The sequence below is a fragment of the Pseudonocardia xinjiangensis genome, from assembly GCF_012911925.1.
Lineage (GTDB): Bacteria > Actinomycetota > Actinomycetes > Mycobacteriales > Pseudonocardiaceae > Pseudonocardia > Pseudonocardia xinjiangensis.
Map to the genome: position 1 here is coordinate 62,050 of NZ_JAAXKY010000004.1, position 26,359 is coordinate 88,408.

The window sequence follows — 26,359 nt, forward strand, 5'->3', positions numbered from 1 at the left end:
TGTCACATCGACGGCGTCCTGCGGGTCACTGCTCTGACACCGGGCGACGGAGGAATGTGACGGATGGACCAGCACGACTTTCTGGCGGCGCGCTTCGAGGAACACCGACCCCACCTGCGGTCGGTGGCCTACCGGCTCCTCGGCTCGCTGAGCGAGGCCGACGATGCGGTCCAGGAGACCTGGCTGAGGCTCAGCCGCTCCGACACCGATGAGGTGGCGAACCTGGGCGGGTTTCTCACCACGGTCGTCGGCCGGGTGGCCCTCAACATGCTGCGGTCCCGCAACCAGCGACGCGAGGAGCCCCTCGACGTCCGGGTTCCCGACCCCATCGTGACCCGGCTGGACGGTGGTGACCCCGAGCACGAGGCGCTGCTGGCCGACTCGGTCGGCCTCGCCCTGCTCGTGGTGCTGGAGACCCTGACACCGGCGGAGCGGCTCGCGTTCGTCCTGCACGACCTGTTCGCCATGCCCTTCGACGAGATCGCCGCCGTGGTCGGGCGCACCGAGCCCGCGACCCGCCAACTCGCCAGCCGTGCCCGCCGCCGGGTGCAGGGAGCGGCCCCCACCCCGGACCGTGACCGGGCCCGTCAGCGCGAGGTCATCGACGCCTTCCTCGCCGCCTCGCGGGGCGGCGACATCGACGGGCTCCTCGCGATCCTCGATCCCGACGTCGTGGTGCGTTCCGACGGAGGCGCCCTGCGCCCGAGCAGCGTCCTGCGGGGATCGGAGGCCGTGGCCCGGGGTGCTGTCGTTTTCGCGCAGATCGCCGAGCTCACCCGCCCCGCACTCGTCAACGGAGCGGTCGGGGCCGTGGCTATGTCGGAGGGCCGTCCGCTGTCGGTCGCCGCGTTCACGGTGGTGGGCGGGAAGGTGGCGCGGCTCGACATCCTCAGCGACCCCGAGCGACTGGCCCGGATCGACCTCTCGGTGCTCGACGAGCCATGATCGTTCCGAGATCCGGCTGTGCGCCCTGGTGGGGGCGGATGTGCGGATCTCGCAGCGTTGGCTCCGATTCTGTCGGGGCAGGCAGCTATTATCGAACGTATGTTCGAGATCGACTCTCACTGGCTGGTGCCGCGGTCCGCGCCACTGGTGTGGACCGAGGTCGCTCCCGACGGTATGGCGGCGATGGTGCTGGACCAGGCCGCTCCGCCCGTTGATTCGTTCGAGGCGTTGGAGCGGATCGGGGCGTGGGAGAAGGTCATCGCCTGGGCGCAGGCCCGCCAGTTCGCAGAGATCGCCCAGTTCGTCGCGGCCGCCGAGGCTGCTCCGGCTGCGGGACTCACGGCGGCGCAGGCGGTGGAGTCCGCGCAGGCCGAGGTCGGGATGATGCTGCGGCTCTCGCCCGGCGGCACCGCGTGGCGGGTCGGGGAAGCCCGGCAGTTGGTGGAGGAGTTCCCGGACACGTTCGCCTCCCTGGCGACCGGGGCGATCACATTGCCGAAGGCGCGGATCATCGCCGAGGCCTGTACCGACCTCGACCCTGTGGCCGCTGCGGCGGTGGAACAGAAGGTGTTGCCGCGGGCGCCGCAGCAGATCACCGGGCAGCTGCGGGCCGCGCTGCGGCGGGCGGTGCTGCGCGCCGACAGTGAAGCCGTCGCCCGGCGTCGTGAGCGCAAGCGGCGCGAGCGTGCTGTGGTGTTGTATCCCGAGCGCGATGGGATGGCCACCCTGTCGGCGACGTTGGCGGCGGCGGAGGCGGTGGGGGTGTTCGCGGTGCTGGATCAGCACGCCCGCGGCTGCGGCAGTGCTGATGAGCGGCCGATGGCGGCCCGGCGGGCCGATGCGCTGGTCGACCTGGTGCTGCGAGAGACGGGGTTCTGCAGCACCGCGGCGGCAACGGCCTGCTCGGCCGACGGTCTGACCGGCGATGAGAGCTCAGCACCGTCCGCGCCCGGCTCGGACCGGCTGCCCGGGCTGGCGCCCGAGGGTGGTGTCCCCACCGTCACCAACAAGGTGTCGATACAGATCCGGGTCACCGTCCCCCTCGACACCCTGCGCGGCGTCTCCGAGGAACCTGGTGAACTCGCCGGGTACGGCCCCATCCCCGCCGACCACGCCCGCCAGTTGGCCGCCGACCCCGACAGCGTCTGGCGACGCCTGGTCACCGACCCTCTCAGCGGCGCATTGCTCGACTACGGCACCACCCGCTACCGGCCACCCCCGCACCTGACCGAACACGTCATCGCGCGGCACCAGTACTGCCAAGGGCCGGGCTGCCGGGTGCCCGCGAACCGGTGCGACCTCGACCACAACGTCCCCTTCGACCCCGTCGCCGGGGAAGGTCCGACGTCGGCGGCCAACCTCGGCCCGAAATGCCGGCCGCATCACCGGTTGAAGGGCATGCCGGGCTGGAGCGTGAGCCAGTACCCCGACGGATCGATCCTCTGGACCACACCCAGCGGCCACACCTACCGGGTCGAACCACCACCACTCACCGAACCCCGCACCCCGAAGGAGGCCACGAGCACCGGCGCCGACGAACCACCACCCTTCTAGCGCATGTCCTGATCCCGGTATGAGCTACTTCGTTCCCTCGGGCAGAGTCTCGGTCGGCGGAGTGCCCTTCGCCTTCACGTAGAAGACGGCTAGTTTTGCGGGTTGTGTCGCACTGGCATTGCGGCTCACGAGGTGAATATCTGTAGGAGACTCGTAGTAGGCGCCGCCGGTGTTGATCGTCTGGGGGTTGCCGCCCTTCAGTTGTGTCACGACACTTCCTTCGAGCACGTAGACGAAAAGATCGCAGTTGTGTCGATGCACCTGGGAGGCTTCGCCCGGAGCGGAATCGACGATTTCGATCATGCCCTCCTTACCGGGCACATCGGGGAGGTCCTGGGTCATCACACGGGTCACCGACCCCGCACCGATGCGATGGACGCCCCCCTGGTCATGGGCGCCGTCGGCCGCTGGGGCGCTGCCGGCCGCTGGGGGACTGGCAGGCGCTTGGCCCGTGCCCGTGCCCGTGCCCGTGCCGCACGCCATCACGCTGCCGAACGCCAGCACGGAAACCAGTCCCATCTTGACTACGCTGTTCATGTCCTGCTCTCCTTCGTCGGATCGTTGTCGTGTTACCGGAAATCGTGACCTTGTACGCCTCGGCAGTGAGCTTCACGCATCCCACGCTCGATGCGTGGACCGGGAGGAACTCCGTGTCTTCCGGTGCGCTGCTCGTTGTCACATCTGCGACGCTACGGGCCCGATAGCGCTGGGATCTGGGTCATTCCCTCGGCAGATTGCTGGGCCAATTCAGTGGCCGGCCCATCCGCGTTCGCTACCGGCAGCCGGCCTGGGGGCGATTCCGCCGATGGCGAAATGAGGTCGCAGGACCCGTTCAGCTGTCTACGGTCGCAAGCCTCGGACCGAGGGGGAGGCATGGAGACGATCACCGGTACTGCGGCAGGCGTGCCGTTCACGGCGCTGCCACCGGCCGGAGCCGGCGACGGCCCCGCGCCGTTGATCGTGACGTGGCACATGCTGGACGCGCCGCGTACGGACGCGGCATTCGCGGCCGCCCTGCCGATGACCGGGGTGCCTGCCTGGCGGGTGCACCTGGGCATGCCGATGTGTGGGGCGCGGATGGTCGACGGCGGCGTCGACGCCGTCATCGAACTCGCCCGCGAGGACGCGCTGATGGCCTTTCTGGCCCCGTTCACCCATCAGGCGGCCGCCGAGTTCCCGGCCGCGCTCACCGCGCTGCGCGAACAGCTACCGGTCGACGACGAGCTGGTCGGTGTTCTCGGCGCATCGCTCGGCGGAGCCGTGGCGCTGCAGGTACTGGCCGCGGGCGAGGTTCCGATCGCGTCGGTCGCGCTGGTCAACCCGGCCGTGCGGATACGGTCGGCCGTCGGGCTCGTCGAGGACCTCGCCGGGCGGGCGTACCGGTGGACCGCGGAGTCGCGCACGGCTGCCGACGAACTGGACTTCGTCGCCCGTGCCGGGGACTTCACGACACAACCGCCACTGCTGCTGGTCAGCGGGGAGAGGGACCACCCGGAACTGCGCACGGACGCGGCCGCCCTCGTCGATGCACTGCGCGAGCGCTATGCGCACCCCGAGGAGGTCGAGCTGGTCACCGTGGCGGACCTGGCGCATCCGTTGGCCGATGAACCGGGCCTGGAACCGGCTCCCCAGCTGCCCACGGCGAGGGTGGTCGACGAGGTCGTGACGCGGTGGTGGCGCCGGCAGCTCGCGGGCTGACGTGACGGCGGTGCCGATCCTCAGCCCGCTCCACGGCCGGCCAGCTGCCCGGAGAGCCAGCCGAACATCCGGTGTGCGGTCTGGCGGGGTGCGAGGGGCTGGCAGTGGAAGTTCGCCCCGTCGGCCACGCCGAACGACGCGATCTCGTGGGGGGCTGTGAGCAGGGCCGCGAGCTGCTCGGACTGGCCGGGCCAGAACTGCTCGTCCTCGGGGTCGGTGATCAGCAGGGGAGTGCGGATCTGCGCGGCGACGTCGCGGAGCTGGTAGGTGCGCAGGGTCGTGAACAGGTCGAAGGGGTCGTCGATGCCGTACGGGCGGGCGCGGAACGCGAACGTCCGGTCCATGTCGGGGTCGCTGCCGGCGAACTCGGCCATGTACCCGTTGAACGTGTCCTTCCGACCGCCGTCGAGCAGGGCGATCATCTCCGGCGGCATGTGGTCCAGCCACGAGGTCGAGACGTCGACGACCCCCGGATCGGCGACGGCGGCGACGAACCGGTGCTCGAACGCCAGTGCCCGGGGGAGCCAGTAGCCGGCCTGGCTGATCCCGTACGCGGTCAGAGCGGAGGGGTCGACGTCGGCCCGGGCGACCAGCGTGTCGACCACGGGGGTGAGCACGGCCTCCCAGTCCGGCCGGAACGGCACGCCGCGCTCGAACAGCAGGGACTGCTGGCCCGGCCCGTCGTAGACGAAGGCGTTCCAGCCGCGCGCGAGAGCCTCCGCTGCCCCGCTCGACCACAGACTGCTCAGCGGACCGTCGCTGCCGTTGGTCATGACGAAGGTGGGGCGCGCTGCTCCGCCGGCATCAGGGCGCAGCAGGTAGCCCGGCAGGGTGTCGCCGTCGTAGGGGATCGCGACCCGGACGAACCTGCCGCCCGATGCGTCGATCATCGCGTCCCACGCCCGGCGGGAGCTGCGGAACGTCGGGAGCATGACCGCGCCGGTCCGGTCCCGCGGCAGGCCGTCCACCGCCCCGAGTGCCTGGGAGTAGGCGGCGGAGGCCGCGAGGTACGCCCACATCGCCCCGGGTGCGTCGCCGTCGCCGTCGGCGGCCGCACCGAGCGCGGAGAACCGGTCGCCCCGCTGCGACCACGCGGTGAACCAGCCCGGGCGGTCGCCGTCGGCGATGCCGGCGACGGTGGCGAGCACGCTGCCCGGGTCGCCGACGCCGTAGGTCGTGGCGCCGAGCGCCAGCCGGGTCTCGAAGTCGAAGTCGGGGTCGCCGAAGAACCCGGTCGTGAGGGCGTGGGAGGCTGCGGGACGGACGGACGGCGAGGTCGTCATGGTCGGTCCTTCCGCGGGGCCGCGCCGGTCATGCCGTCCGGCCGGACGGCCGCTCCGCCGGGTGGCCCGGGCCCGGCCGGGTGGTGTCGTCCGGGCGCTTGCTGAGCCGGTTGGTGTAGCGCACCGCCCACCAGATCAGCGCTATCGGGAGAACCCAGTTGAAGACGAGGTCGAGCGGCCGGGACGGCACCGTGGTGCCCGGTTCCGCGCCGCGCAGCAGCGAGGCCACCAGGTGGCCCACCCCCGTCGAGGCGATCGCGACGCCCCACGCCGCGCTGATGCGCCGGTTGACCGACCGGAACCGCTCGGTGTGCCAGAACTCCTTCGGCACGCTCTCCCTGGCGTACTGCTCGGTGAACGGCATGATCGGCAGCATCGCGAAGATCACGACGGCCAGCGTCCACGTGGCGATCGAGCGGCCGTAGGCGGCCAGGAACGCGTCCGCCCGCGGGTCGACCAGGGACGCGACGGCGATCCCGGCGAAGGCGACGGCCCCCGTCACCTCGAGCACCTTCGGTGACTCGCCGCGGAGGACGGACCGGAGGATGAAAGCCGCCGCGACGAGGAACGCCAGGAACCCGGCCGTGGCGACCGCTCCCGTCCCCGTCCGGGTCGCGACGAGGCTGAAGACGATCCAGGGTACGAATCCGGCGAACACCTTGAGCATCGACATGCGGCAACTCTTCCGCCGCGTAGGCGCCGGGGCAGCCGCCGAACCGCTCCTTTCCGGGGGCGATCTGCCGCCATTCCAGCGAAGCGGGATGTGCAATCGGTCCATTCCTCGGCAGAGCTGGACCGGACGGTGCCCCGGCCCGCCGCGGCGAACCGGGGCCCGCAGCGGACTACATGTCCATTCCGCCGTTGACCGAGACCACGGAACCGGTGATGTAGCCGGCCTCGTCCTCGATGAGGAACTGCACCGCGCGCGCGATCTCGTGCGCCTGCCCGAGCCGGCCCACGGGGATTCCCGTGATGATCTTCTCGAGCGCCTTCTCGGGTACCGCGGCCACCATCTCCGTCTCGATGTAACCGGGCGCCACGCAGTTCACGGTGATTCCCTTGCGGGCCACCTCACGGGCGAGGCTCTGAGTCATCCCGAAGAGGCCGGATTTCGACGCCGCGTAGTTGACCTGGCCGATGTTGCCCGTCTGCCCGATCACCGAGCTGATGTTGACGATGCGTCCCGACCCGCGTTCGAGCATGTGGTCGAGCACGGCTTTGGACATGTAGAAAGCGCCTGACAGGTTGATCCGGAGCACGGCGTGCCAGTCGTCCACCGACATCTTCCGCATCGTCTTGTCGACGGTGATACCGGCGTTGTTGACCAGGTGGTCGACGCGGCCGCGCTCGGCCAGCACCTCGTCGACCACCCGCTGGCAGTCCTCGGGCTCGCCGACGTTGCCCTGGTGCACCGACACCGAGCAGCCGTCGGCCTTGAGCTTCTCGGCCAACTCCTCGGCCGCCTGGTTGTTGCTGCTGTACCCGGCTGCGACGTGCACACCCGAGCGGGCGAGTGATGTGGTGATCGCCGCGCCGATCCCGCGCGCGCCCCCGGTAACGATGGCCACCTTCTGGTCGGTCATGTCGCGTACCTCCTCGTCGACGTGCACCCCGCCCCGTGGCCTGCCGGCTCCGGGCCGTCCTCCAGTCGTCCTCGCCCGGGCCCGTGCCGTGGCCCCGACGCCGTGCCGTGCTCACCTGCCGCGCCGTGCTGAGCTGCTGTGACGTGAGCTGCCGTGACGTGCCGTGCTGCCGTGACGTGCCGTGCTGCCGTGACGTGCCGTTTCTCAGACGCCGTGCCGTTCCGGACGCCGTGCCGTTCTCATTCGCCGAAGGCGACGCGGACGTCCTCGCTCGTGGTGGAGACCGACGTGCGCATCGCGGACGCCGTCCCGTTCCCGTCGGGGCCGGCCTCCGGCGCGATGATCGCCGGATCCATCGTGAGCACCGCGTAGCCGCCGACGGCGCCGGCGCCGAAGCCGGGCGCGAACACGCGGGTCGGACCGGTGATCACCCCGTCGGTGACGGCGTCGTGCAGCGCGATGGGGATGCTCGCCGCCGAGACGTTGCCCATGGTGGCGATGTTGAAGTAGAGCTGTTCCTCCTTGAGCCCGGCCTTGCCGGCGAGGTCGACGATCATCGTCTTGTTGGCCTGGTGGGGCACGATCAGCTCGATGCTGTCGAGCAGCGACCTGTCGGAGGCGTCCGGGTCGCTCTGTTCCTCGAGCTCGGAGATCATCTGGGCGAGGTAGCGCCGCACCAGTGACTTCACCTCCGGCCCGTAGACCGTGATGTCGTTGTCGAACTCCGGGTTGGGCCAGACGATGGAGTTCACCTCGGTGCCCGGGCCGCTGGCGTAGGTCTGGAGCACCTGCACGTCGCCTGTATCGCCTGGTTCAGCAGGTGCGACGACGATGGCCGCGGCGCCGTCGCCGAAGATCATGCGGGAGGTCCGGACGCTGCCGATCTTGTCTGAGAACTTCTCGACGCACACGAGCAGGACCGGACGGCGTACCTCCTGCAGCAGCCGCACCGCCTCCGAGAGCCCGTAGGGCAACCCGGCGCACGCCGCGACCAGGTCGACCGACGCATGGGTCTGCAACATCCCGAGCTCGCCCGAGAGCCAGCAGGCCGTGGACGGGATCAGGCGGTCGCTGGTGCAGGTGGCCACGAGCACCGCGCCGATCTCCTCCGGTGCCCGCCCGGCGTGGGTGAGCGCCGCCAGCGACGCGTCGAGCGCGAGCTGCTCGATCGGGCGGCCGGAGTAGCGGCGCTGGTCGATGCCGGTCTTCGCGCTGATCTCCGCGGCACTCATCGGAGACCAGGAGAAGCTGGAGTTGCGGATGACGTCGTCGTTGCTGCAGATGTGCTCGCCACGGACGACGGAGAGCGCCTCCAGCTTCGGCATCACGGTGAACGTCTCCCGCACGCGGACGGGCGGGTACGGCCGCACCGGAGGGCGGGCGTCGAACGCCGGGACGCTCGCCTGCCGGGTCGCGGCCGGTGCGGCGTCGGACTCGGCCGCCCGCACCCTGTCGATGAACGCCAGCACCTCGCGGTCCCGCGGGTGGTAGAGGATCACGAAGTCGTCGTCACCGATCGTGCTCACCGGGCGCAGCTCCCCGTCCGAGCGTTCCCACGGGTACTGGTTGTGCAGCACCATCGACCACCGCAGGAGCGCCTCGAGCTCGGGCACCTCCTCGTTCGCGTCGAGGATCTCGTCGGGGGTGAACACCCGGTAGTCCGGGTCGTGGCGGGGCAGGACGAGGGTCAGTGCCTCCGGCCGGGCGAGCGCCTCGGCCACGGTCGGCGGGATCGGCGGCAGTTCGGTGGCGTGGTGGCGCTTGTGCCGGAAGACGTCGAAGAGCAGCGCGAAGACGCGGTCCTCGGCGTCGGCGTCCCACCGTGCCGGCAGCGCGTCGTAGGCGCTCTCGACGGCCGAGATCTTCCGGTCGGCGTCCTCCCAGGGGGTGAGCAGGGGCAGGAAGAGATCAGGGCGGTGGCGCGGAACGTCACGCCAGCGGGTCGGCTGCTTCTCGAACATGGGCAGCGTGTAGCGGTTGACCCAGTACAGGTTCTGGCCCAGCTCTCGTAGCAGGGCAAAGCGGTTCCGGTACTCGCCGGACGCGACGTGGGTCAGGATGTCGGTGCCGGTCGGGGCCTTGGCCTCGAAGTCGCGTCCGATCACCGCCCGGAACTGGTCGATGGTGTCGATCACTGAGAAGTCGAGTGCCCCGAGCACGTTTGCCGGGAAAACCATCCGCCCATGTCGGTTCACGACGAACGGCTTCATCGCAACCACCCCCTCCTGCGATGAGGCTTACCCAACTCGCCGGAGCCACGGACGCGCAACCGACGAGTGGGGGAACCCCGTCGCCGGATCGCGCGGCCCCGGCGGCCGGGCCCTCCGGGTGGTCGCCGGGTGATCGGCGCATACGGTCTACACCTGCAGTGACTGTGCTGACGCCGAGAGAGTCGTGCCTCGATCGTGTCGTCTCGGTGTCGCTTCAGCGTCCGATCCTTAGTATGAGTTCATGCCTCAGTCATCATTATTTATCTTTGGTGTTTCGCCCCGTCTCCTGGATATTGACGGTAGCTTCACAGCTACTGGAGATCATCCCCTTCGCGGTGATTCCTCATGATGGTGCGGAATACGGGTCTGGAGGGCGTTTTGGTCCTCGAACCGACCCCTCACCGGGATTCTCGTGGTTTCTTCACCCGTACGTTCGACGTCGCTGTCGCCCATGCTGCGGGGCTGCGGCCGGAAGCGTTCGTGCAGGACTCCCAGTCCCGTTCATATCGGGGAGTCGTGCGCGGTCTGCACGGGCGGGGCGGGGACGGCGAGGCGAAACTGGTGCGCTGCTCGTTCGGCGCGGTCCACGACATCGTCGTGGACGCCAGGCCGGAGTCGGCCACCTTCGGACGCTGGATGGCCACGCGGCTCGACGACCAGGACCTGGTGCACCTCTACATCCCGCCCGGGTTCCTGCACGGCTTCCAGGCGCTGACCGAGGTGGCCGACGTCTGCTACCGGATCGACCGCGAGCACGAACCCGCGGAGGACCTGGCCGTCCACTTCGAGGACGCGGACCTCGGCATCCACTGGCCTGCCGCGGTCGGGTGCGTCAGTGAGCGGGACAGGAACGCGGGTAGCTGGTCGGAACTGTGCCGGCTGCTGGCGAGCCGCGTCGCATGATCTGGACAGAACGTATTTTCAGAACCAACCAGACATCAGGGACATCGAGTTCTCGCCCTGAGAGGAATGGTGTTCGTTGACTACTTCCGACCAGGTCGACGTCGTGGTCATCGGGTCCGGCTCGGCCGGTTCCGTGCTGGCCAACCGGCTCAGCGCCGACCCGGCCAACCGCGTTCTGCTGCTGGAGGCCGGGCGGCCCGATCACCTGTGGGACCTCGTCGTGCACATGCCGGGGGCGCTGGGGTTCCCGGTGGGCAGCCGGTTCCACGACTGGTGCTACGAGTCCGAGCCCGAGCCGCACATGCACGGCAGGCGGCTGCAGCATCCGCGCGGCAAGTTGATCGGTGGTTCCAGCAGCATCAACGCGATGGTCTTCCAGCGTGGCCACCCGCTGGACTACGACCGGTGGGGCGCCGACCCCGGCATGGACGGCTGGGACTACGCCCACTGCCTGCCGTACTTCAAGCGGCTGGAGAGCAGCGCGATCGGTTCGGCCGGCTCGGTCCGTGGCTACGGCGGGCCGCTGCGGCTCGAGCGGGGCCCCGTCACCAACCCCCTCTTCGACGCGCTGTTCGCCGCTGCCGAGCAGGCCGGTCATCGGCTCGCCGCGGACCTCAACGGCCTCGACCCGGAGGGTTTCGGGGCCTGGGAGCGCACGATCCGGCGGGGCCGGAGGCTGTCGGCGGCGCGCGCGTTCCTCCACCCGGTGACCGATCGGCCCAACCTGCAGGTGCGCTCGAACGCACTGGTCACGCAGGTGCGGATCGCGGGCACGAGGGCGGTCGGTGTGCGGTACGAGCACCGCTCGGGCCGGGTCGTCGACGTCACGGCAGGCGAGGTCGTGCTGGCCGGCGGGGCCTTCAACTCCCCGCATCTCCTGCAGCTGTCGGGGATCGGCGACGCCCGCGCGCTCGCGGCGGCCGGGGTCCGCGTGGTGCACGACCTGCCGGGTGTCGGGGCCAACCTGCAGGACCACCTGGTGGCCAAGGTCCAGCACGCCTGCACGGAGCCGATCTCGATGGGCGCGATGCGGCACAAGCGCAACTGGCCGGGGATCGGGCTGCAGTGGCTGGCCGGCCGGGGGCCGGCGGCCACCAACCTCTTCGAGGCGGGCGGGTTCGTCCGCAGCCACCCGGAGGCGCCCTACCCGGACCTCATGCTCGGCTTCGCGCCCGTCGCCATGAACTTCCACGACGGCGCCCCGGAGCACGGCTACCAGCTGATCATGGCCGGCATGCGGGCCGAGGCCACGGGCACCGTCCGGATCGCCTCGGCCGACCCGCACCGGCCGCCCGTCCTGCAGTTCAACTACCTGTCCACCGAGCCCGACCGGCGGTTCTGGGTCGACGCGTTGCGGATCACCCGGGAGATCCTGGGGCAGGACGCGTTCCGCCGCCTCGACGCGGGCGAGACCTGGCCCGGGCCGGCCGTGACGGCCGACGAGGACGTCGTCGACTGGGTCCGGAGGACGGGTGAGACGGACATGCACCCGACGAGCACCTGCCGGCTGGGCGTCGGGGACGACGCCGTCCTCGACCCGTCGACGATGCGGGTGCACGGCCTCGACGGCCTGCGGGTGGTGGACGCCTCGGTGATGCCCTACTGCCCGAACAGCGCCACCCACGCTGCCACCATGATGGTCGCGGAGAAGGCGGCGGACCTCATCCTCGGCAACACCCCTCTACCGCCGGAGCGGCCACCACGGCCCCCGGCGAGCGAGGAGCCGGGACGACGGGTCCCGCTGTAGCAGTGTGCGCAGGCCTGCCGCGGAGGGCGGCGTGGACGTCGTACCCGTGGATCCAGGCGAGGTCCTGAGGGAGGCGGGCCAGCGCGCGGTCGCGTTCGTCGGCCGCGGGGCCGTCCGGCAGGTGCAGCAGGGCGTTGGTCGTCCAGGAGCTGCGCTGGATGCGACGGGTCCGGGCGCGCCGCAGGGTCTGGTAGGCCGCGAGGGCCCCGGGTAGGCCGGTGGCCGTGCTCTCCCGCGCGATGAGCGCGGCGAGCGCGACGGCGTCCTCCACGGTCGTGTTCGCGCCCTGGCCCTGGTGGGGGAGCATCGCGTGCGCGGCGTCGCCGAGCAGGACGGCCCGGCCCCGGTGCCACCGCCGCAGCGGTGCCACGGCGAACAACCCCCACCGGACGGTGTGCGTGACCGCTGCGATCATCGAGGTGACGGCCGGGTGCCAGCCCTCGAACGCCCGAAGCGGGACGTCCCCGGCCACCTCGGCCGTCCAGCCCTCCGATCCGGTCCACGCCGCCGGCCCCTCGACGACCGCGAGGAAGTTCACGAGCTCGCCGGACGAGCCGATCGCGTAGTGGAGCAGGTGGGCGCCGGGACCCATCCAGAACTGGATGGCGCCCGGGTCCGGGAGGTCCGGGAGCCGGTCGACCGGCACGATCCCGCGAAAGCCGCTGGTGCCGGAGTAGATCTCGTGGGCGCCGCCTGCGACCCACCGCCGGACGGTCGAGCGGATCCCGTCGGCACCGACCACGAGTTCCGCGTGCTCGGCGCGCCCGTCGGCGAACCGGAGCACCATCCCGTCGGAGCGCTCGCCGAGCTCGACGAGACGGCAGCCCAGGTGCACCGTCCCCGGACCGAGAGCGGCGGCCAGTACCGCCTGCAGATGGGCCCGATGGATGCCGTGGAAGGGAGCGTGGAAGCGGTCCCGGTACCAGGACCCGGTGCCCACGGGGTGCGCGGCAACCTTCCTGCCGTCCCGCCAGCGCCGGTGGATCAGCTCCGTTGGCGTGGTCGACGCCGCGGCGAGGCCGGCACCCAGCCCGATCCGCTCGAGCTCGCGCGTCGCGTTCGCCGACAGCGCCACGGCCGCACCGATCTCGGCGAGCCGGGGTGCCTGCTCGTACACGTCCGCGGTCAGTCCTCGTTCCCGCAGCGCGAGAGCGAGGGTCAACCCGCCGATCCCGCCGCCGATGATCGCCACTCTCGGTGTCGCAGCCATGACGGAAACCGTAAGTGGAAAGGACGGACTCCACGTATGGGTCGAACGCATCCCCCGGTCCGGGCCTGCCACAACAGGCGCGAATCAGCCATCCTGCACGGCATGCGTCCGAGACCACTCGTCATCGCCTGCCTGCTGTGCGTGCCGATCGCCGGGTGCGTGAGCGGCACAAACCCCGCCCCGTCAGCGGCTCCGGCCCCCAATGAGCCCGCGGGTGTCGGGCAGGCGAGCGGGACGTTCTCCGCTCCTCCCGGGCTCGCGGTGACCTATGACCAGGCGCTCGTCCCGGTCGGCGCGACCGCTGCCGTGAACACGACAGAGGACGACGGCAAGACCTCGGTCAGCCTGGACGTCACCGGGCTCCAGCCGAACCGGCGGTACGGCGTGCACGCGCACACGATGGCGTGCGGTGCCACGGGAGCGGACGCCGGACCGCACTTCCAGCTCAGGCCCGATCCGGTCACGCCCAGCGTCGACCCGGCCTACGCCAACCCCCAGAACGAGATCTGGCTCGACCTGACCACCGACGCCCAGGGCGCCGGCGAGTCCACCTCGACCGTCGACTGGGAGATCCCGGCCGACCGCCGCCCCGCGTCCGTGGTCATCCACTCCCTGCCGACCTCCACCGAGCCCGGCAAGGCGGGGATGGCGGGGGACCGCGCCGCCTGCATCACGGTGCCCTTCTAGGAGACCCCGCGGCCAGGAGACCCGGCGGCGCCCGTCAGTAGTGGATGCTGCCGCGGCTGCCGCCTCCGACGGCGATCGCGTCGCCGCTGATCGCGACGCTGCGGGGCGAGGCGAGGAACGTCACGACGTCGGCCACCTCCTCGGCGGTGATCAGCCGTCCGATGCTCGTGGCGGCGGTGAAGCGCGCGGCGACATCCTGCTCGGTGACGCCGTCGCGCTCGGCCAGACCCGCGAAGAGCTGCGGAAGACGCTCGGTCACGGTCATCCCCGGGTGGACCGCGGTGACCGTGATCCCGCTCGGCCCGAGCTCGTCGGCGAGGTTCTTCGTCATCGCGGCCACGGCCACGTTCCGGACGGACCCCACGATCGAGCCGGTCTGGCGGGCGTTGAGCCCGCTGACGTTGATGATGCGGCCGAAGCCCTGGGCGACCATGTGCGGCGCCACCGCGCGGGCGCAGCGCAGGTAGCCGAGCACCTTCGTCTCCATCTCCGACCGGAGCGCATCGTCGGACAGTTCGGCGAGCGACGGCACGGGGTCACCGGCCGGCTCCGCGGCGGCGTTCACCAGGATGTCGACCCCGCCCAGCGTGCCCACGACCTCCGCCACCATGGCCCGGACCGCCGCGTCGTCGCGCGTGTCGGTGGGGCGCGCCAGCACGGTGGTGCCGTGCCGCCCCACCCGCGCGGCAGCCTGTTCGAGCACGTCCTTGTCGCGGGCCACCAGCGTGACCGCTGCCCCTTCCGCGGCGAGCTGATCGGCCACCGCCAGTCCGATGCCGCGACTGCCGCCCGTCACCACGGCGCGCTTTCCGGTGAGTTCCAGGTCCACGCGCTCATCTCTACCACTCGCCGCGCCGGGGTCCCGCGGCGTCGCCCGGTGGGGGTGGTCACCGCAGTCGGCGGTATGTCGCATCTGCGCAATACCACACTGTGGATCATCGGTGTCCGCCGGGTTCATCACTCTTGCCGCGGCGGTCTGTTCGGGTGATGATCTCTTCGCACCGTGAGGAGCACCTCCATCACGGAGAGTGATAAGCGGTGGGTACGGCGGCAAGGGAGACGACGATGTCGGGCGATCACGAGTACTCCGGTGATTACGGCTACGACCTGCTCCACGAGGTGCGGACCGCGGTCCACATCCCCGCCGCCCGCACGGTTCTGCCGGTCCGCGGCCTCCGCGCCCCTGGTGCAGAGCTCGACCCGGACGGCGACCTCGGCTACGACCAGGCGCACGAGCGCTAGCAGCGCTCGTCCGGACGGTCGGGCCCGGCGGCACTGCGGGCCGACGGTCAGATCGCGCCACCGTTGGCGTAGAGCACCTGGCCGTTGATCCATCGGCCGGGACCGGCCAGGAACGCGACGATCTCGGCAAGGTCGGCGGGCTGACCCAGCCGCCCCAGCGGCGACTCGCCCGCGATCCTGGTGATCAGCTCGTCGCTCTTGCCGTCGAGGAACAGCGCCGTCGCCGTCGGACCCGGCGCCACGGTGTTCACGGTGATGTCGCGTCCTCGCAGCTCCCTGGCCAGGATGAGGGTGATGGCCTCGACCGCGCCCTTGCTCGCGCCGTATGCCGTGTACCCGGGCCGGGAGAACCGGGTGAGCGAGCTCGAGAAGTTGATGATCGCGCCGCCGGGCCGCAGCCGCCTGGCCGCCTGCTGGTCCACCACGAACGTCCCACGGACGTTGGTCCGCAGCACCCGGTCCAGCACGTCCAGGTCCAGGTCCACCAGTGGGGCCAGCGGCATGATGCCAGCGGCGTGCACCACGACGTCGACCCCTCCGAAGGTCGACTCCGCCTGGTCGAACATGCTCGCCACGGCCACCTCGTCGGCCACGTCGGCCTGGAATGCGATGGCTCGGGCGCCTGCCCGCTCGAGGTCCTCGACGGCCGCGTCGGCCTCGACCTTGTTCGAGGCGTAGTTCACGACCACGGCGAACCCGTCGTCGGCCAGGCGCGCCGCAGTCTGCCTGCCGATGCCACGTGACCCACCCGTCACGATCGCCACCCTGTCAGCCGTCCTCGGTGCGGTCATGGTGCTTCCTTCCTCTCGAGGGTCTGTGACTCGTCGTCGGTGGTGCCGAACGGCCAGCGCCGCGCGATCCCGACGTGCAGCACCACGGAGATGCCGATGCTGGTGAGGACGACGTGTCCGACCCATTGCTCGGGGGTCGCCATGGTCCAGGCCAGGTTGTCGGCCAGAATCGTGAACAGCGCGTAGAGGGCCACGGCGAGGAGCAGGATCGCCAGGAACAAGCCGGTTCTCGACCGGATCCAGCCCTCGAACAGCATGCCGATCACGAGTCCGGCGGCGATGAACGAGCCGGCCACCGCGGTGATCGTGGACGTGGGCAGGCCGGCGAGCCCGTAGCCGACCCCGAAGGTCAGAACGCCACCGCCGAGCACGGCGACGTTGCCCGCCACGATCCGCTGCCAGCGATGATGCCACTCCGCGAACGGCCAGCCCCGCCAGGCGACGAAGAGCAGCACCTGCCAGGCCCCGATCACGACGAGCACGGCCCCGACCTCGGCGCCGGAGAGCGGGCCGCTGTGGGCGGTCACGCCCGAGCCCGGCGGAGCCTCGACGCGGACGACCACGACGTACAGGGCCAGCGCGACGGCCCACGACACCACCAGGGCCGCGACCCCGGCGGTGAACCGTCCCAGCCGTCGCAGTGGCCAGCCCTCGCAGACGAGCGTCAGCTGGAGCATCGCGGCGAAGGCTGCACCGGCCAGCGGCAGCGTGGCCGGGTACGTCGGGAGGTGCCCCGGTCCCGGCGTGGGATCGAAGAGTCCGCGCAGGTCCACGTGTCCCACGACGAGCTGGCCGAGCATGGCCAGCAGGATCGCGGCGATGATGACGAGGCCGGTGTCGAGCAGCCCCGACCAGCCGGGACGCAGGCTCGAGCCCGGCCAGTCCTCCCACCAGAAGGCGATCATCGCCGCCGCCGGGAGCGCGAACGTGACCAGCGGCCCGAGCACCAGTGCCGAGGGTTCGGGCCCGCCCGCGCCCACCGCGACGAGGACGGCCACCGGGACGACGAGCACCAGGCCGGCCAGCCCGAGGCCCGGCTGCTGTGCGAAGAGCCCGCGCCCGCGGTGGGCGGACGGCTTCCGCGCCCGCGCGGGCGCGCTGATCGTCGGGCGGTCCGGGAGGTGCCGCCGGCGCGTCCTGACGAGATCCATCACTGCTCCTCGGAACGAGTCGGTCGGACCCGGACGTCCACCGGCGGGAGCCGCTGCGCTCAGCGTCCCAGCGGGAGCCGGCCCGCAGCGCCGCCGGAGGTCTCCCTGCCGGGGCGGACGGTCCGGACGATCGTGGCGGTGCCCGCCATGAACAGCCACAGAATGGCCGGGTACGCGGCGACCCGGTCCATGCCGCCCGGGCCGAGGCCGAGATAGAAGCCGGGACCGGCGTACTCGCCGACCGTCGAGAGGACGGTGCCCGCCAGCCCCAGGAGTCCCAGCACCAACCCGGCCACGCCGAGCCACCGGTCGGTCCGGCTGATCATCAAGAGGATGGCGACGCTGCCGAGCGGGACGTTCAGCGAGCCCATCAGGTGCAGGCCGATGTCCGTGTTCTCCGGGGCGAAGCCGATGAGGATCTTGCCGAAGCCCAGGAGGATCCAGAGGACCATGGCCGCGTCGATGAGCCATCCCGTCGGCCAGAACCTCCGGAGCAGGAGTGCCCCGACGATCACCAGTACGCCCGTGAGCACGAACGACGCGTTCACCACGTCGTGCAGCGGGGAGCACACGTATGTGGGGGAGGCGTTCGGCGCCGCGAACAACCCGCACTGCGTGTTCGCGAGGTTGCTCGTGCCGTTGTGCAGCCAGTCGTACCGCGGGACGGTCCACGCGTTCGCCGCGACGACGTGCGTCACCGCGTACTGGAGAGCCGCGAGGGCCCACAGGGACCCACCCGTCACGACGGCCGCGCGGGAGACCCCGCAGGCTTCGCCGCCGGTCCTCACGCGGTAGATGATCTCGTCACTTGCCGTGGTCACTGCCTTGCTCGCCTGTCTCTCGTCGGTGCTTCTCGGGGCCGCCTCACGGCGATGTGGCGGGCGGCAGTCGGGGCCGAGTCTTCCGGCAGGCCCCCGATCCGGACATCAGTCATGTGACTACATGAACGGGCACAATGTGGTCGGCGGACGCCGGTCCCGCTCGTTCCTCGCGAACCGGGGGTGTCACGCAGCCAGGCCGAGGCGGCGCTTGCTGCTGTGGTAGCGAGCGACCAGGAGCGGCCGCAGCGCGCGGGTGCGGAACGGGATGCTGCTGAACATCGCCGCGTAGCCGACGGTCGGGGTCGGGTCGCCCATGAGCCCGAGGACCAGGTCGGGACGCGTGCCGGGGGCTTTGCTCACCGCGGCGGCGCGCAGGGTGCGGATGACCGGTTCGTCCAGCAACGGGAACAGCGCCTTCAGCAGCGCCTCCTCCTCGTCGAGATGGTCGACGAGGGTCCGGCTCGCGGCGTCCAGAGCGGCCGATGCGGCGGCGACGGCTTCCCGGTCGGGCCGGCCCGGCGTCGTACAGCGCTCCGTGAGGCGCTCGAGGCGCCGGGCGAGCCGGTCCAGCTCCCGGTCGATCTGGATGTGCTGAAGCGTCAGGTCGTGGAGCTCGCACTCGTCGGCAGGGGAGGCGGCGGCCAGCGGCTGCCACAGGATGTCGGCCTCGTTGCGTTGATGCTGGTGGATGTAGCCGACCAGCCACCGCCCGAGCCCCACGCAGGTGTCGACCTCGACGGCGGTGGCCGGGGGCAGGTCCAGGGCGGCCTTCAGCATGGCTGCTCCTCGGCGCACGACCGTGTGCACGGCGATCATCTCGTCGTAGAGCCGCTGGCTCTCGGACTGCGCGGTCGTCATCGCGGGTCTCCTCCGCAGGGACGCACTGAGGGGTGGAGGTCCGAGTGTGGGTGGGTGTCCGCACCTGAACATCCGTCAAATGACTCCGGGATCGGACGCGCATGACCTGCGTCGACGGCTCGTTCACGGTGAGCGACCGGGCCGCTGCGCTCCGGTGGTGGGGCACGGCTTGTGAGGGCGAAACCTCTCGCGCATGATGCACTCCCCGGTGCGCGGCGATCATCATCGTCGGCCGGGCCGCAGCCTGACCGCCGCAGTGGCGCGCTCGGGAAGGAACGAGAGGACTGCTGCCCATGACCGCCGACCCGGTCCCGTCCGAGCCGGTCCGTGTCCCGATGAGCACGGCGCTGCTGGCCACCCGGGTGGTGGCCATCCTCCGTGCAGGGGACTCCGCACGGGCCGAGGCGGTCGTCGACGTCCTGGTGGACGGCGGCATCCGCTGCATCGAGCTGACGATGACCACTCCTGGCGCCCTCGACGTCGTCGAGCGGCTCGCGGCGCGGGTTGCCGACGTCGTCGATCTCGGGGTCGGCACGGTGCTCACCGCCGCGGAGGTCGACCGCGCCGTCGACGCCGGCGCGTGCTTCGTGGTGTCGCCGTCGGTCGTGCCCGCGGTGATCGGGGCGGCCGCGCGCCACGGCATCGCGAGCTACCCCGGAGCGCTGACGCCCACCGAGATCCACGGTGCGTGGTCGCTCGGCGCGAGTGCGGTGAAGCTGTTCCCCGCCGGCTCGTTCGGTCCCGGCTATCTGGCGGCGCTGCGTGCGCCGCTGCCCCACATCCCGATCGTGCCCACGGGAGGGATCGGGGCCGGGGAGGCGGCGGCCTGGCTGGACGCGGGCGCCGCGGCCCTCGGCATGGGCGGGCCGCTGATCGGGGACGCCATGACGGCGACCGGTGATCTCGGGGCGCTGGCCGAGCGGGTCCGCGCGGTGTGCGCCGCCGTGGCGGGAGCGGGGCGGTGACCGGCGCCGGGGATGCGCAGGGGACCGGGCTGGTCACGGTGGGCGAGACGCTCGGGCTGCTCGTCGCCGAGGATGTCGGGCCGCTCTCGCTCGCCCGCGGGATGCGGCTGAGCATGGGAGGCGCGGAGTCCAACGTCGCCATCGGGGTGGCCCGGCTCGGGGTGCCGGCCACCTGGATCGGGCGGCTCGGCCGCGACCCGGTCGGCGACCTGGTGGAGCGCCACCTGCTGGCCGAACGCGTGCGGGCGCTGGTGCGCCGCGACGATGCGCCCACCGCTCTGATGCTGCGCGAGCGCCGTACGGGCGGCTCGTCGCACGTGTCCTACTACCGCCACGGCAGCGCCGGGTCGCACCTGTGTCCTGAGGACCTCCCGGAGGGTGTGATCGAGGGCGCCGGCGTCGTGCACCTGACCGGGATCACGCCCGCGCTCGGACCCGGGCCCGCCGCGACCGTCCGCGAGGCGGTGCGCCGCGCCCGGGCCGCGGGTGTCCCGGTCTCGGTCGACCTGAACTTCCGCTCCCGGCTCTGGGACGCCGCCACCGCGGGCGTGGTGTTCCGGGAGCTCGCCGCGGGCGCGGACATGCTGTTCGCCGGTGACGACGAGGCGCGGATCGCGCTCGGGGTCGACGACCCGGATGCGGCGACGCCCGCGGAGCTCGCCACCGCTCTGGCGGAGCTCGGCCCGTCCGAGGTGGTGGTGAAGCGGGGCCGCCACGGCGCCACGGCGCGGATCGAGGGCGCGGTGATCGACGTGCCCGCCGTGCCGGTGACCGCAGTCGACGCCGTGGGGGCGGGTGACGCGTTCGTCGCGGGCTACCTCGCCTCCCGGCTGACCGGGCGCGACGTCCACGAGCGGCTGTCCACCGCCGCGGTCACCGGGGCGTTCGCGGTGACGGTGCCCGGTGACTGGGAGGCGTGTCCGCGACCCCACGAGTTGACTCTGCTCACGTCGGGGGAGACGGTTCACCGCTGAGGATCACGTTCGCCGGAATCGTCCCGCCGCAAGGAGGCTCATCGATGGCCACGACGGACCGCAACGACGCGGTCACCACCGACCCGTCGCAGCTGTTCCCGACCAGGTACCTGCCCCGTCCCGAGGTCCGGGACCTGCCCGCCCCGCCCGCCAAGCAGTGGCGCTACGTCGGGCCCGGCATCGTCGCCGCCGGGGTGGGGCTGGCGAGCGGGGAGTTCATCCTCTTCCCCTACATCGCCTCCCAGGTCGGCCTGGTCTTCGTCTGGGCCGCCCTGCTGGGGCTCATCACGCAGTACTTCCTGAACATGGAGATCGAGCGGTACACGCTCGCCACCGGCGAGACGGCGATCACCGGCTTCAGCAGGCTGTGGAAGCACTGGGGCCTGGTGTTCGCGATCCTCGCCTACTTCGCGAACGTCTGGCCGGCGTGGGCCACCAGCTCCGCCACGTTGATCTCCTACGCGTTCGGCGGGAGCGCCGCCGTCATCGCCGTGGTGATCCTCGTGGTCGTCGGGCTCATCCTCACCCTGGCGCCGGTCGTCTACAACGCCCTCGAACGCGCTCAGATGATCAAGGTCGCCGCGGTGCTGGTGCTGATCCTCGTCGGCGCGTTCGTGGCGATCGGGCCGGCTTGGGCGGATGCGCCGCAGATCGTCACCCGGCCCGGGTTCCCCGCCGCCGAGCTCGGCTTCGCGGTGCTGATGGGCGCGCTGGCGTTCGCCGGGGCGGGCGGTGGCCAGAACCTGGTGCAGAGCAACTGGATCCGGGACAAGGGCTTCGGCATGGGCCACTACGTCCCGAAGATCGTGTCGCCGCTGACCAAGGAGGTGGAGGCCAGGGGACGCGTGGGCTACGTGTTCCTGCCGACCGAGCAGAACATGACGCACTGGCGGGGGTGGTGGCGCTTCGCCAACCGCGAGCAGCTGTACACGTTCGTCCTGATCTCGTTCGTGTCGATCGTGTTCATGTCGCTGCTCGCCTACGCCACGGTCTTCGGCAACGACGCGGTGCAGAACAACATCTCGTTCCTCCAGGTGGAGGGGCGGGTGCTGATGGAGCGCGTCGGCACCTGGTTCGGCTACTTCTTCTGGATCGTCGGTGCGGTCGCGCTGTTCTCCGCGGCACTGGGCATCGTCGACTACACCAGCAGGCTGGCCGCCGACGTGCTGAAGACCATGTACTTCCCCGACGCCTCGGAGAGCAAGATCTACGCCGGTCTCGTGTGGGGCCTGGTGGTCGTCGGGATCATCGTCATCTCCCTCGGCTTCTCCCAGCCGATCACGCTGGCCGTCATCTCGGCCTGCACGGGCGGCACGATGATGTTCATCTACTCCGCGCTGCTGATCGTGGTCAACCGCAAGATGCTGCCGAAGGAGATCCGCATCAGCGGTCCCCGGATCGCTGCCCTGGTCTGGTCGTTCCTGCTCTTCGGCGTACTGGCCGTGCTCACCGTGTACCAGCAGATCGGCAACCTGATCGGCGGTTGATACCGCCGGATTCCGCCATTCGGGGCCCGGGCGTCGCGGTCGTGTGGACTTTCCCACACCGTGGGCCCGGGCCTCGCCCGCAGGGTGTGGACCGGGCGCCCGAGAATGGTGCGCCTGTCCGGCCGATACACGCTTGTCCGATTACTCGCGGCGCTCCGTGCGGGCGTGCTGTGCAAAGATTACGTCGATCAGCAAATCGGCCGGTCGGGCCACCGGAACACCCCCGTCCGCATCCTTGCTGAGACCGATTGGCGCAGGTTAGGGTTTTTTTCCTGCCGAGGAGTTCGTGCTGACCCGGTGCCGTGGAGCACCGGGTCCCGGACGGTGAAGTGCCGGGGTCACAGAGTTGTGACCGGCACGCCGGCCCTCGGTGTCGAGCGTGGTCCCGCACCGCCTGCCGGTGCGGCGACCGGATGCGGTCGATCTGTCCAGAGCTGCTGGCTACTGGCGTGGGTAGTGCCATCTTCTGGAGGCTGTACGTGTTGAGCGATCCCGACTCTGGTCGACGGGGCATCGCCGCCGCCCTCGTCGGGCGCGACGACGATGTCGAGCGGGTCCGGTCGTTCCTGGACGCGGCGGCGCTGCGGGGGGACGCCCTGCTCCTGGTCGGGGAAGCGGGTGTGGGCAAGTCGGTGCTGATGGACGCCGCGGTCGAGGCGGCGTCGGAGATGGGCACGCTGGTCCTGCGTGCGGGTGGCGCGGAGTTCGAGGCGGATGTCAGCTTCTCGGGCCTGAACCAGGTGCTGCTCCCGTTGCTGGGTGAGTTCCCCCGGCTCCCGGAGGCGCACCGGGTGGCGTTGTCGGTGGCGCTGGGGATGGGGGAGGGGCTGCCCTCGGACCGGCTGGTGGTGTCCAGCGCGACGCTCGGCCTGCTGCGCACGGTCGCGGCCGACCGGTCGGTACTGGTGGCTGTCGACGACGTGCACTGGATGGACCGGGCCAGCGCGGCGGTACTGGCGTTCGTCGCACGCCGGCTCGCCGGCAGCCGGGTGGGCTTCCTGGCCTCGTCGCGGACGGGGATGGAGAGCTTCTTCGAGGGGGTGGGCCTCCCGGAGCACGAGTTGCAGCCGCTGGACGACGACGCGGCGCTCGCGCTGGTGGCTGTCCGGTTCCCCGCGCTGGGGACGAAGCTGCGCCGTCGGGTGCTGACCGAGGCCCGCGGCAACCCCCTCGCGCTGCTGGAGCTCCCCGTCGCGCTGACCGGCCCCCAGCGACCAGCGCTGAGCGCGTTGCCGCTGGTGCTGCCGCTGAGCCGGCGGCTGCAGGCCCTGTTCATCTCCCGGATCTCGGAGCTCCCCGCCGCGTCGAGGCAGCTGCTGCTGCTCGGTGCGCTGGACGGCTCCGCCGACCTGAGGGTCCTGAAGGCGGCCACCACGGAGCCCGGTGACTCCGACCCGCTCGCGCCCGCGGAACACGCCCAGCTGCTGCAGGTGGAGGAGAGCACGGGCCGGCTGACCTTCCGCCACCCCCTGACCCGCTCGGCGGTGGTGGAACTGTCCACAGCCGACCAGCGCAGGCAGGCCCACCTGACACTGGCCCAGATGGCGCAGCGACCCGAGCACCGCGCATGGCACCTCGGGGAGGCGACGATCGAGCCCGACGAGAGGGTGGCCGGCCTCCTCGACGACGCCGCCGACCGCATACTCGGGCGGGGCGACCCGGCGGGCGCCGTCGCCGCGCTGACCCGGGCGGCCCACCTCAGCCCGCTGCGATCGGACCGGAGCAGGCGGCTGGCCGAGGCCGCCTTCATCGCTCTGGAGACCGGTGACATGGAGGGCGCGTCGCAGCTGCTCGGGGACGCCCGGCGGGCCGACCCGGCGCACGGGGGCGGCTCCCTCTACGCCGCCGCCACCGCCGCCTACCTCCTGAGCAACGGTGACAACGACATCGAGACGGCGCACCGACTGCTGACCAGGGCGATCGAGACCCGCACCGACCCCGACAGCGGCGCGCTCATCGAAGCGATCTGGACCCTGGGGCTGCTGTGCTGGTTCGGCGGTGACGCGGCGATGTGGGAGCCCTTCCACGCCGCCGTCGCCGAGCTGGGCCCGCGAGTGCCGCCGGACCTGGCGCTGACCAACGCGGCATACGTCGACCCGGTGCGCACGGCGGCTCCGGTCCTCCCGAAGCTCACCGCCGCGATCAGCGGCCTGCGCAACGAGGTCGACCCGGTCCGGATCCTGCGGATCAGTTACGGCGCGGTCTACCTGGACAGGCTGGGGGGCTGCCGGGACGCGCTGTGGCGGGTGGTGTCCCGGTCGTCGGACGGCGGGTCGGTCCCGCTGGCGGTCGCCGCGCTGGTGCACCTGTGCCTCGACGACTTCTTCACGGGCCGGTGGGACGAGATCGGCCAGCTGTCCGCCGAGGGACTGGAGACCGGCGAGCAGCACGGGTACTGGCACTACGCCTGGCAGTACCACTACTACCTGGCGCTCGTGGCCGCGGCGCGCGGCGACCAGGAGGCCTGCCGGGCGCGGGTCGACGAGCTCTTGCGGTGGGCCACCCCGCGGGGGGCGAAGGGCGTGGAGCACTACGCCCGCCACGCCCAGGGCCTGGCGGCACTCGCACGCGGTGACTACGAGGAGGCCTACCGGCACGCGGTCGCGATCAGCCCGGCGGGCGAGTTCGCCTCGCACGTGCCGGTCGCTCTGCGGGTGATGATGGACCTGGTCGAGGCGGCGGTCCGCACCGATCGGCGGGCCGAGGCGGCCGCGCACGTGGCGGCGATGCGGGACGCGGAGATCGCGGAGCTGTCGCCCCGGCTGGCGCTGCTGGTTGCCGGGTCGGAGGCACTCGCCGCAGCCGAGGACGGTGCCGCCGCGTTGTTCGAGCAGGCCCTCGCCGTGCCCGGCGTCGAGCGGTGGCCGTTCGACGTGGCCAGGGTGCGCCTCGCGTTCGGGGAGCACCTGCGCCGGGCGCGGGCTCCGGTCCGGGCCCGCGCGCAGCTCACCGCGGCGATGGAGACGTTCGAGCGGCTGGGTGCCAGGCCATGGGCGGAGCGGGCGAGCAACGAGCTCCGAGCCACCGGCTCCGGCACCACGCACTCCGCCGGTCCCGGCGTCCTCACTCCGCAGGAACGGGAGATCGCCGTGCTGGCGGCCGCCGGCCTGTCCAACAAGGAGATCGGGCAGCAGTTGTTTCTCTCCCATCGCACGGTGGGAGCCCACCTGTACCGCGCTTTCCCGAAGCTCGGTATCAGCTCCCGTGCCGCGCTCCGGGACGCGCTCGCCGCCCTGCCCGCCGGGTCGCCGGAAACGGAATGAACAGCGGGATTCGGAACTCTGTTCCCGGTCTCCGATATCCGGATCGGATGTGGGCTGCTCTGCGCGGCCTGCCTATGATGATCAGGTGCCCTCGCAGACAGCCGATTTCCGCGCTGCTCGAGAAGATCGAAGCGGAATGCATGTATCGCCTCGAGTCCGGGGCCCCGCGGCGCACTCTCGACGACATGGGAATCGCGACGGCGCGATTCGGTGGCGGAAGGGAGCCGAGGGCCCCGGTGAGCACAACCAGTCGTTGCACAACATGCGCAGGGCGGGTTTCAGCGTGCGCTACGAGCGGGCCAACTGGGTGTGGCGGCTGTAAGCCGGCGCCGGTTGACCTGCTGGGTTTCTCCCCAGGACCGTAGGATTCGCCTATGAGGCGCACATCGTTCGCGCAGTGGCCGTGCTCGGTCGCGCGCACCATGGACCTGCTGGGCGACTGGTGGACCCCTCTCGTGCTGCGCGAGGCCTTCTACGGCATCCAGCGGTTCGACGAGTTCCAGAAGGGGCTGGGCATCGCCCGCAACACGCTGGCGGACCGGCTGCGCAGGCTCGTCGACGAGGGGCTGCTGGAGAAGCGGCCCTACCAGGCCGACCCCGTCCGTCACGACTACGTGCTCACCGAGAAGGGGCGTGACTTCTTCGGGGTCCTCGCGGCGATGAGCCGCTGGGGCGACCGCTGGCTGGCCGGGGACGACGGGCCACCGATCGCGTTCCACCACGAGCGCTGTGGCGCCGACACCCACGGTGAGGTCGTCTGTGCCCACTGCCGGGAGCCGTTGACGGCCGAGGACACGTCCATGCGGATGGGTCCCGGCTACCCGCCCCGGCTCGCCCGGCACCCGGAGGTGCAGCGCCGGTTCGGTGTCCACCCCACCGAGGAGCCGGACGCGACCGGAACGGGCTGAGCCCGCGACGTTTGACAGGTCAGTTCATCTACGCAACTCTACTGGTAGCAGGGGGCGAGGATGAGGGAGCGCGCGCGTC

23 protein-coding genes are annotated in these 26,359 nt (G+C 71.4%); 12 read left to right on the forward strand and 11 right to left on the reverse strand.

Annotated elements, in window-relative coordinates; all coding sequences use genetic code 11:
• The first annotated feature begins 63 nt into the window (after positions 1-63).
• Both HF577_RS02785 and HF577_RS02790 read left to right on the forward strand, forming a co-directional pair.
• The gene (locus tag HF577_RS02785) at positions 64-945 is read left to right on the forward strand and encodes a sigma-70 family RNA polymerase sigma factor (RefSeq protein ID WP_169394105.1); all 882 of its coding nucleotides are present in this window, start codon (positions 64-66) and stop codon (positions 943-945) included.
• Between the two features lie 99 nt (positions 946-1,044).
• On the forward strand, positions 1,045-2,499 hold the full coding sequence (locus tag HF577_RS02790; RefSeq protein ID WP_169394106.1) for an HNH endonuclease signature motif containing protein: 1,455 nt from the start codon (positions 1,045-1,047) through the stop codon (positions 2,497-2,499).
• Between the two features lie 24 nt (positions 2,500-2,523).
• On the opposite strand, the gene HF577_RS02795 is transcribed toward HF577_RS02790, so the two are convergent.
• Positions 2,524-3,036 carry a cupin domain-containing protein gene (locus HF577_RS02795; RefSeq protein WP_211173708.1) on the reverse strand — a complete coding sequence of 171 codons (513 nt, stop codon included), beginning with the start codon at positions 3,034-3,036 and terminating at the stop codon, positions 2,524-2,526.
• 336 nt (positions 3,037-3,372) lie between these two features.
• Here HF577_RS02795 and HF577_RS02800 point away from each other — a divergent pair, with 336 nt between their 5' ends.
• On the forward strand, positions 3,373-4,197 hold the full coding sequence (locus HF577_RS02800) for an alpha/beta hydrolase family protein (RefSeq protein ID WP_169394107.1): 825 nt from the start codon (positions 3,373-3,375) through the stop codon (positions 4,195-4,197).
• A 20-nt stretch (positions 4,198-4,217) separates the two neighbouring features.
• On the opposite strand, the gene HF577_RS02805 is transcribed toward HF577_RS02800, so the two are convergent.
• The 4 genes from HF577_RS02805 to HF577_RS02820 all read right to left on the reverse strand — a co-directional run bounded on the left by HF577_RS02805 (position 4,218) and on the right by HF577_RS02820 (position 9,240).
• A complete protein-coding gene (locus tag HF577_RS02805) occupies positions 4,218-5,480 on the reverse strand; it encodes an alpha/beta hydrolase family protein (protein ID WP_169394108.1) in 1,263 nt (420 codons plus the stop codon).
• 28 nt (positions 5,481-5,508) lie between these two features.
• On the reverse strand, positions 5,509-6,153 hold the full coding sequence (locus tag HF577_RS02810) for a hypothetical protein (protein WP_169394109.1): 645 nt from the start codon (positions 6,151-6,153) through the stop codon (positions 5,509-5,511).
• A gap of 169 nt (positions 6,154-6,322) precedes the next feature.
• Complete coding sequence (locus tag HF577_RS02815; protein ID WP_169394110.1) at positions 6,323-7,063, reverse strand: beta-ketoacyl-ACP reductase; 741 nt, start codon at positions 7,061-7,063, stop codon at positions 6,323-6,325.
• Between the two features lie 239 nt (positions 7,064-7,302).
• On the reverse strand, positions 7,303-9,240 hold the full coding sequence (locus HF577_RS02820) for a 3-oxoacyl-[acyl-carrier-protein] synthase III C-terminal domain-containing protein (RefSeq protein ID WP_246265541.1): 1,938 nt from the start codon (positions 9,238-9,240) through the stop codon (positions 7,303-7,305).
• A gap of 378 nt (positions 9,241-9,618) precedes the next feature.
• Between HF577_RS02820 and rfbC the strand changes: the two genes are divergently transcribed.
• Complete coding sequence (gene rfbC, locus HF577_RS02825) at positions 9,619-10,176, forward strand: dTDP-4-dehydrorhamnose 3,5-epimerase (protein WP_169394112.1); 558 nt, start codon at positions 9,619-9,621, stop codon at positions 10,174-10,176.
• A gap of 76 nt (positions 10,177-10,252) precedes the next feature.
• Positions 10,253-11,923 (forward strand): choline dehydrogenase, encoded by a 1,671-nt coding sequence (locus HF577_RS02830; RefSeq protein ID WP_169394113.1) that lies wholly within the window; start codon positions 10,253-10,255, stop codon positions 11,921-11,923.
• Here the strand turns inward: HF577_RS02830 and HF577_RS02835 are convergent.
• Positions 11,838-13,133 (reverse strand): FAD-dependent monooxygenase, encoded by a 1,296-nt coding sequence (locus HF577_RS02835; RefSeq protein WP_169394114.1) that lies wholly within the window; start codon positions 13,131-13,133, stop codon positions 11,838-11,840. The genes HF577_RS02830 and HF577_RS02835 overlap by 86 nt on opposite strands.
• 102 nt (positions 13,134-13,235) lie before the next feature.
• On the opposite strand from HF577_RS02835, the gene HF577_RS02840 reads away from it, so the two are divergent.
• A complete protein-coding gene (locus HF577_RS02840) occupies positions 13,236-13,820 on the forward strand; it encodes a superoxide dismutase family protein (RefSeq protein WP_169394115.1) in 585 nt (194 codons plus the stop codon).
• A 34-nt stretch (positions 13,821-13,854) separates the two neighbouring features.
• Here HF577_RS02840 and HF577_RS02845 read toward each other — a convergent pair whose 3' ends face one another.
• Positions 13,855-14,649, reverse strand: coding sequence for an SDR family NAD(P)-dependent oxidoreductase (locus HF577_RS02845; RefSeq protein ID WP_169394116.1), 795 nt, complete (start codon positions 14,647-14,649; stop codon positions 13,855-13,857).
• Positions 14,650-14,885: 236 nt separating this feature from the next.
• Between HF577_RS02845 and HF577_RS02850 the strand changes: the two genes are divergently transcribed.
• A complete protein-coding gene (locus HF577_RS02850; RefSeq protein ID WP_169394117.1) occupies positions 14,886-15,062 on the forward strand; it encodes a hypothetical protein in 177 nt (58 codons plus the stop codon).
• 47 nt (positions 15,063-15,109) lie between these two features.
• Here the strand turns inward: HF577_RS02850 and HF577_RS02855 are convergent, their stop codons facing one another.
• The 4 genes from HF577_RS02855 to HF577_RS02870 form a co-directional block, all read right to left on the reverse strand.
• Complete coding sequence (locus HF577_RS02855; protein WP_169394118.1) at positions 15,110-15,853, reverse strand: SDR family oxidoreductase; 744 nt, start codon at positions 15,851-15,853, stop codon at positions 15,110-15,112.
• Positions 15,850-17,004, reverse strand: coding sequence for a hypothetical protein (locus HF577_RS02860; protein ID WP_169394119.1), 1,155 nt, complete (start codon positions 17,002-17,004; stop codon positions 15,850-15,852). Before HF577_RS02860 ends, HF577_RS02855 begins: the two co-directional genes overlap by 4 nt.
• A gap of 59 nt (positions 17,005-17,063) precedes the next feature.
• Complete coding sequence (locus tag HF577_RS02865; protein WP_169394120.1) at positions 17,064-17,825, reverse strand: hypothetical protein; 762 nt, start codon at positions 17,823-17,825, stop codon at positions 17,064-17,066.
• A gap of 183 nt (positions 17,826-18,008) precedes the next feature.
• Positions 18,009-18,683: a hemerythrin domain-containing protein gene (locus HF577_RS02870; protein WP_169394121.1), complete on the reverse strand. Its 675-nt coding sequence runs from the start codon at positions 18,681-18,683 to the stop codon at positions 18,009-18,011.
• A 293-nt stretch (positions 18,684-18,976) separates the two neighbouring features.
• On the opposite strand from HF577_RS02870, the gene HF577_RS02875 reads away from it, so the two are divergent.
• The 5 genes from HF577_RS02875 to HF577_RS02900 all read left to right on the forward strand — a co-directional run bounded on the left by HF577_RS02875 (position 18,977) and on the right by HF577_RS02900 (position 26,280).
• Positions 18,977-19,648, forward strand: a complete 672-nt coding sequence (locus HF577_RS02875) for a bifunctional 4-hydroxy-2-oxoglutarate aldolase/2-dehydro-3-deoxy-phosphogluconate aldolase (protein WP_211173710.1) — start codon at positions 18,977-18,979, stop codon at positions 19,646-19,648.
• Entirely contained in the window at positions 19,645-20,622 is a 978-nt protein-coding gene (locus HF577_RS02880) for a sugar kinase (RefSeq protein WP_169394122.1), read from the forward strand. The genes HF577_RS02875 and HF577_RS02880 overlap by 4 nt, the downstream gene beginning before the upstream one ends.
• 44 nt (positions 20,623-20,666) lie before the next feature.
• Positions 20,667-22,109 (forward strand): Nramp family divalent metal transporter, encoded by a 1,443-nt coding sequence (locus HF577_RS02885; protein ID WP_169394123.1) that lies wholly within the window; start codon positions 20,667-20,669, stop codon positions 22,107-22,109.
• A gap of 482 nt (positions 22,110-22,591) precedes the next feature.
• Positions 22,592-25,372: an ATP-binding protein gene (locus HF577_RS02890; protein WP_246265542.1), complete on the forward strand. Its 2,781-nt coding sequence runs from the start codon at positions 22,592-22,594 to the stop codon at positions 25,370-25,372.
• A gap of 374 nt (positions 25,373-25,746) precedes the next feature.
• Positions 25,747-26,280 (forward strand): winged helix-turn-helix transcriptional regulator, encoded by a 534-nt coding sequence (locus HF577_RS02900; RefSeq protein ID WP_169394125.1) that lies wholly within the window; start codon positions 25,747-25,749, stop codon positions 26,278-26,280.
• Positions 26,281-26,359 lie beyond the last annotated feature (79 nt).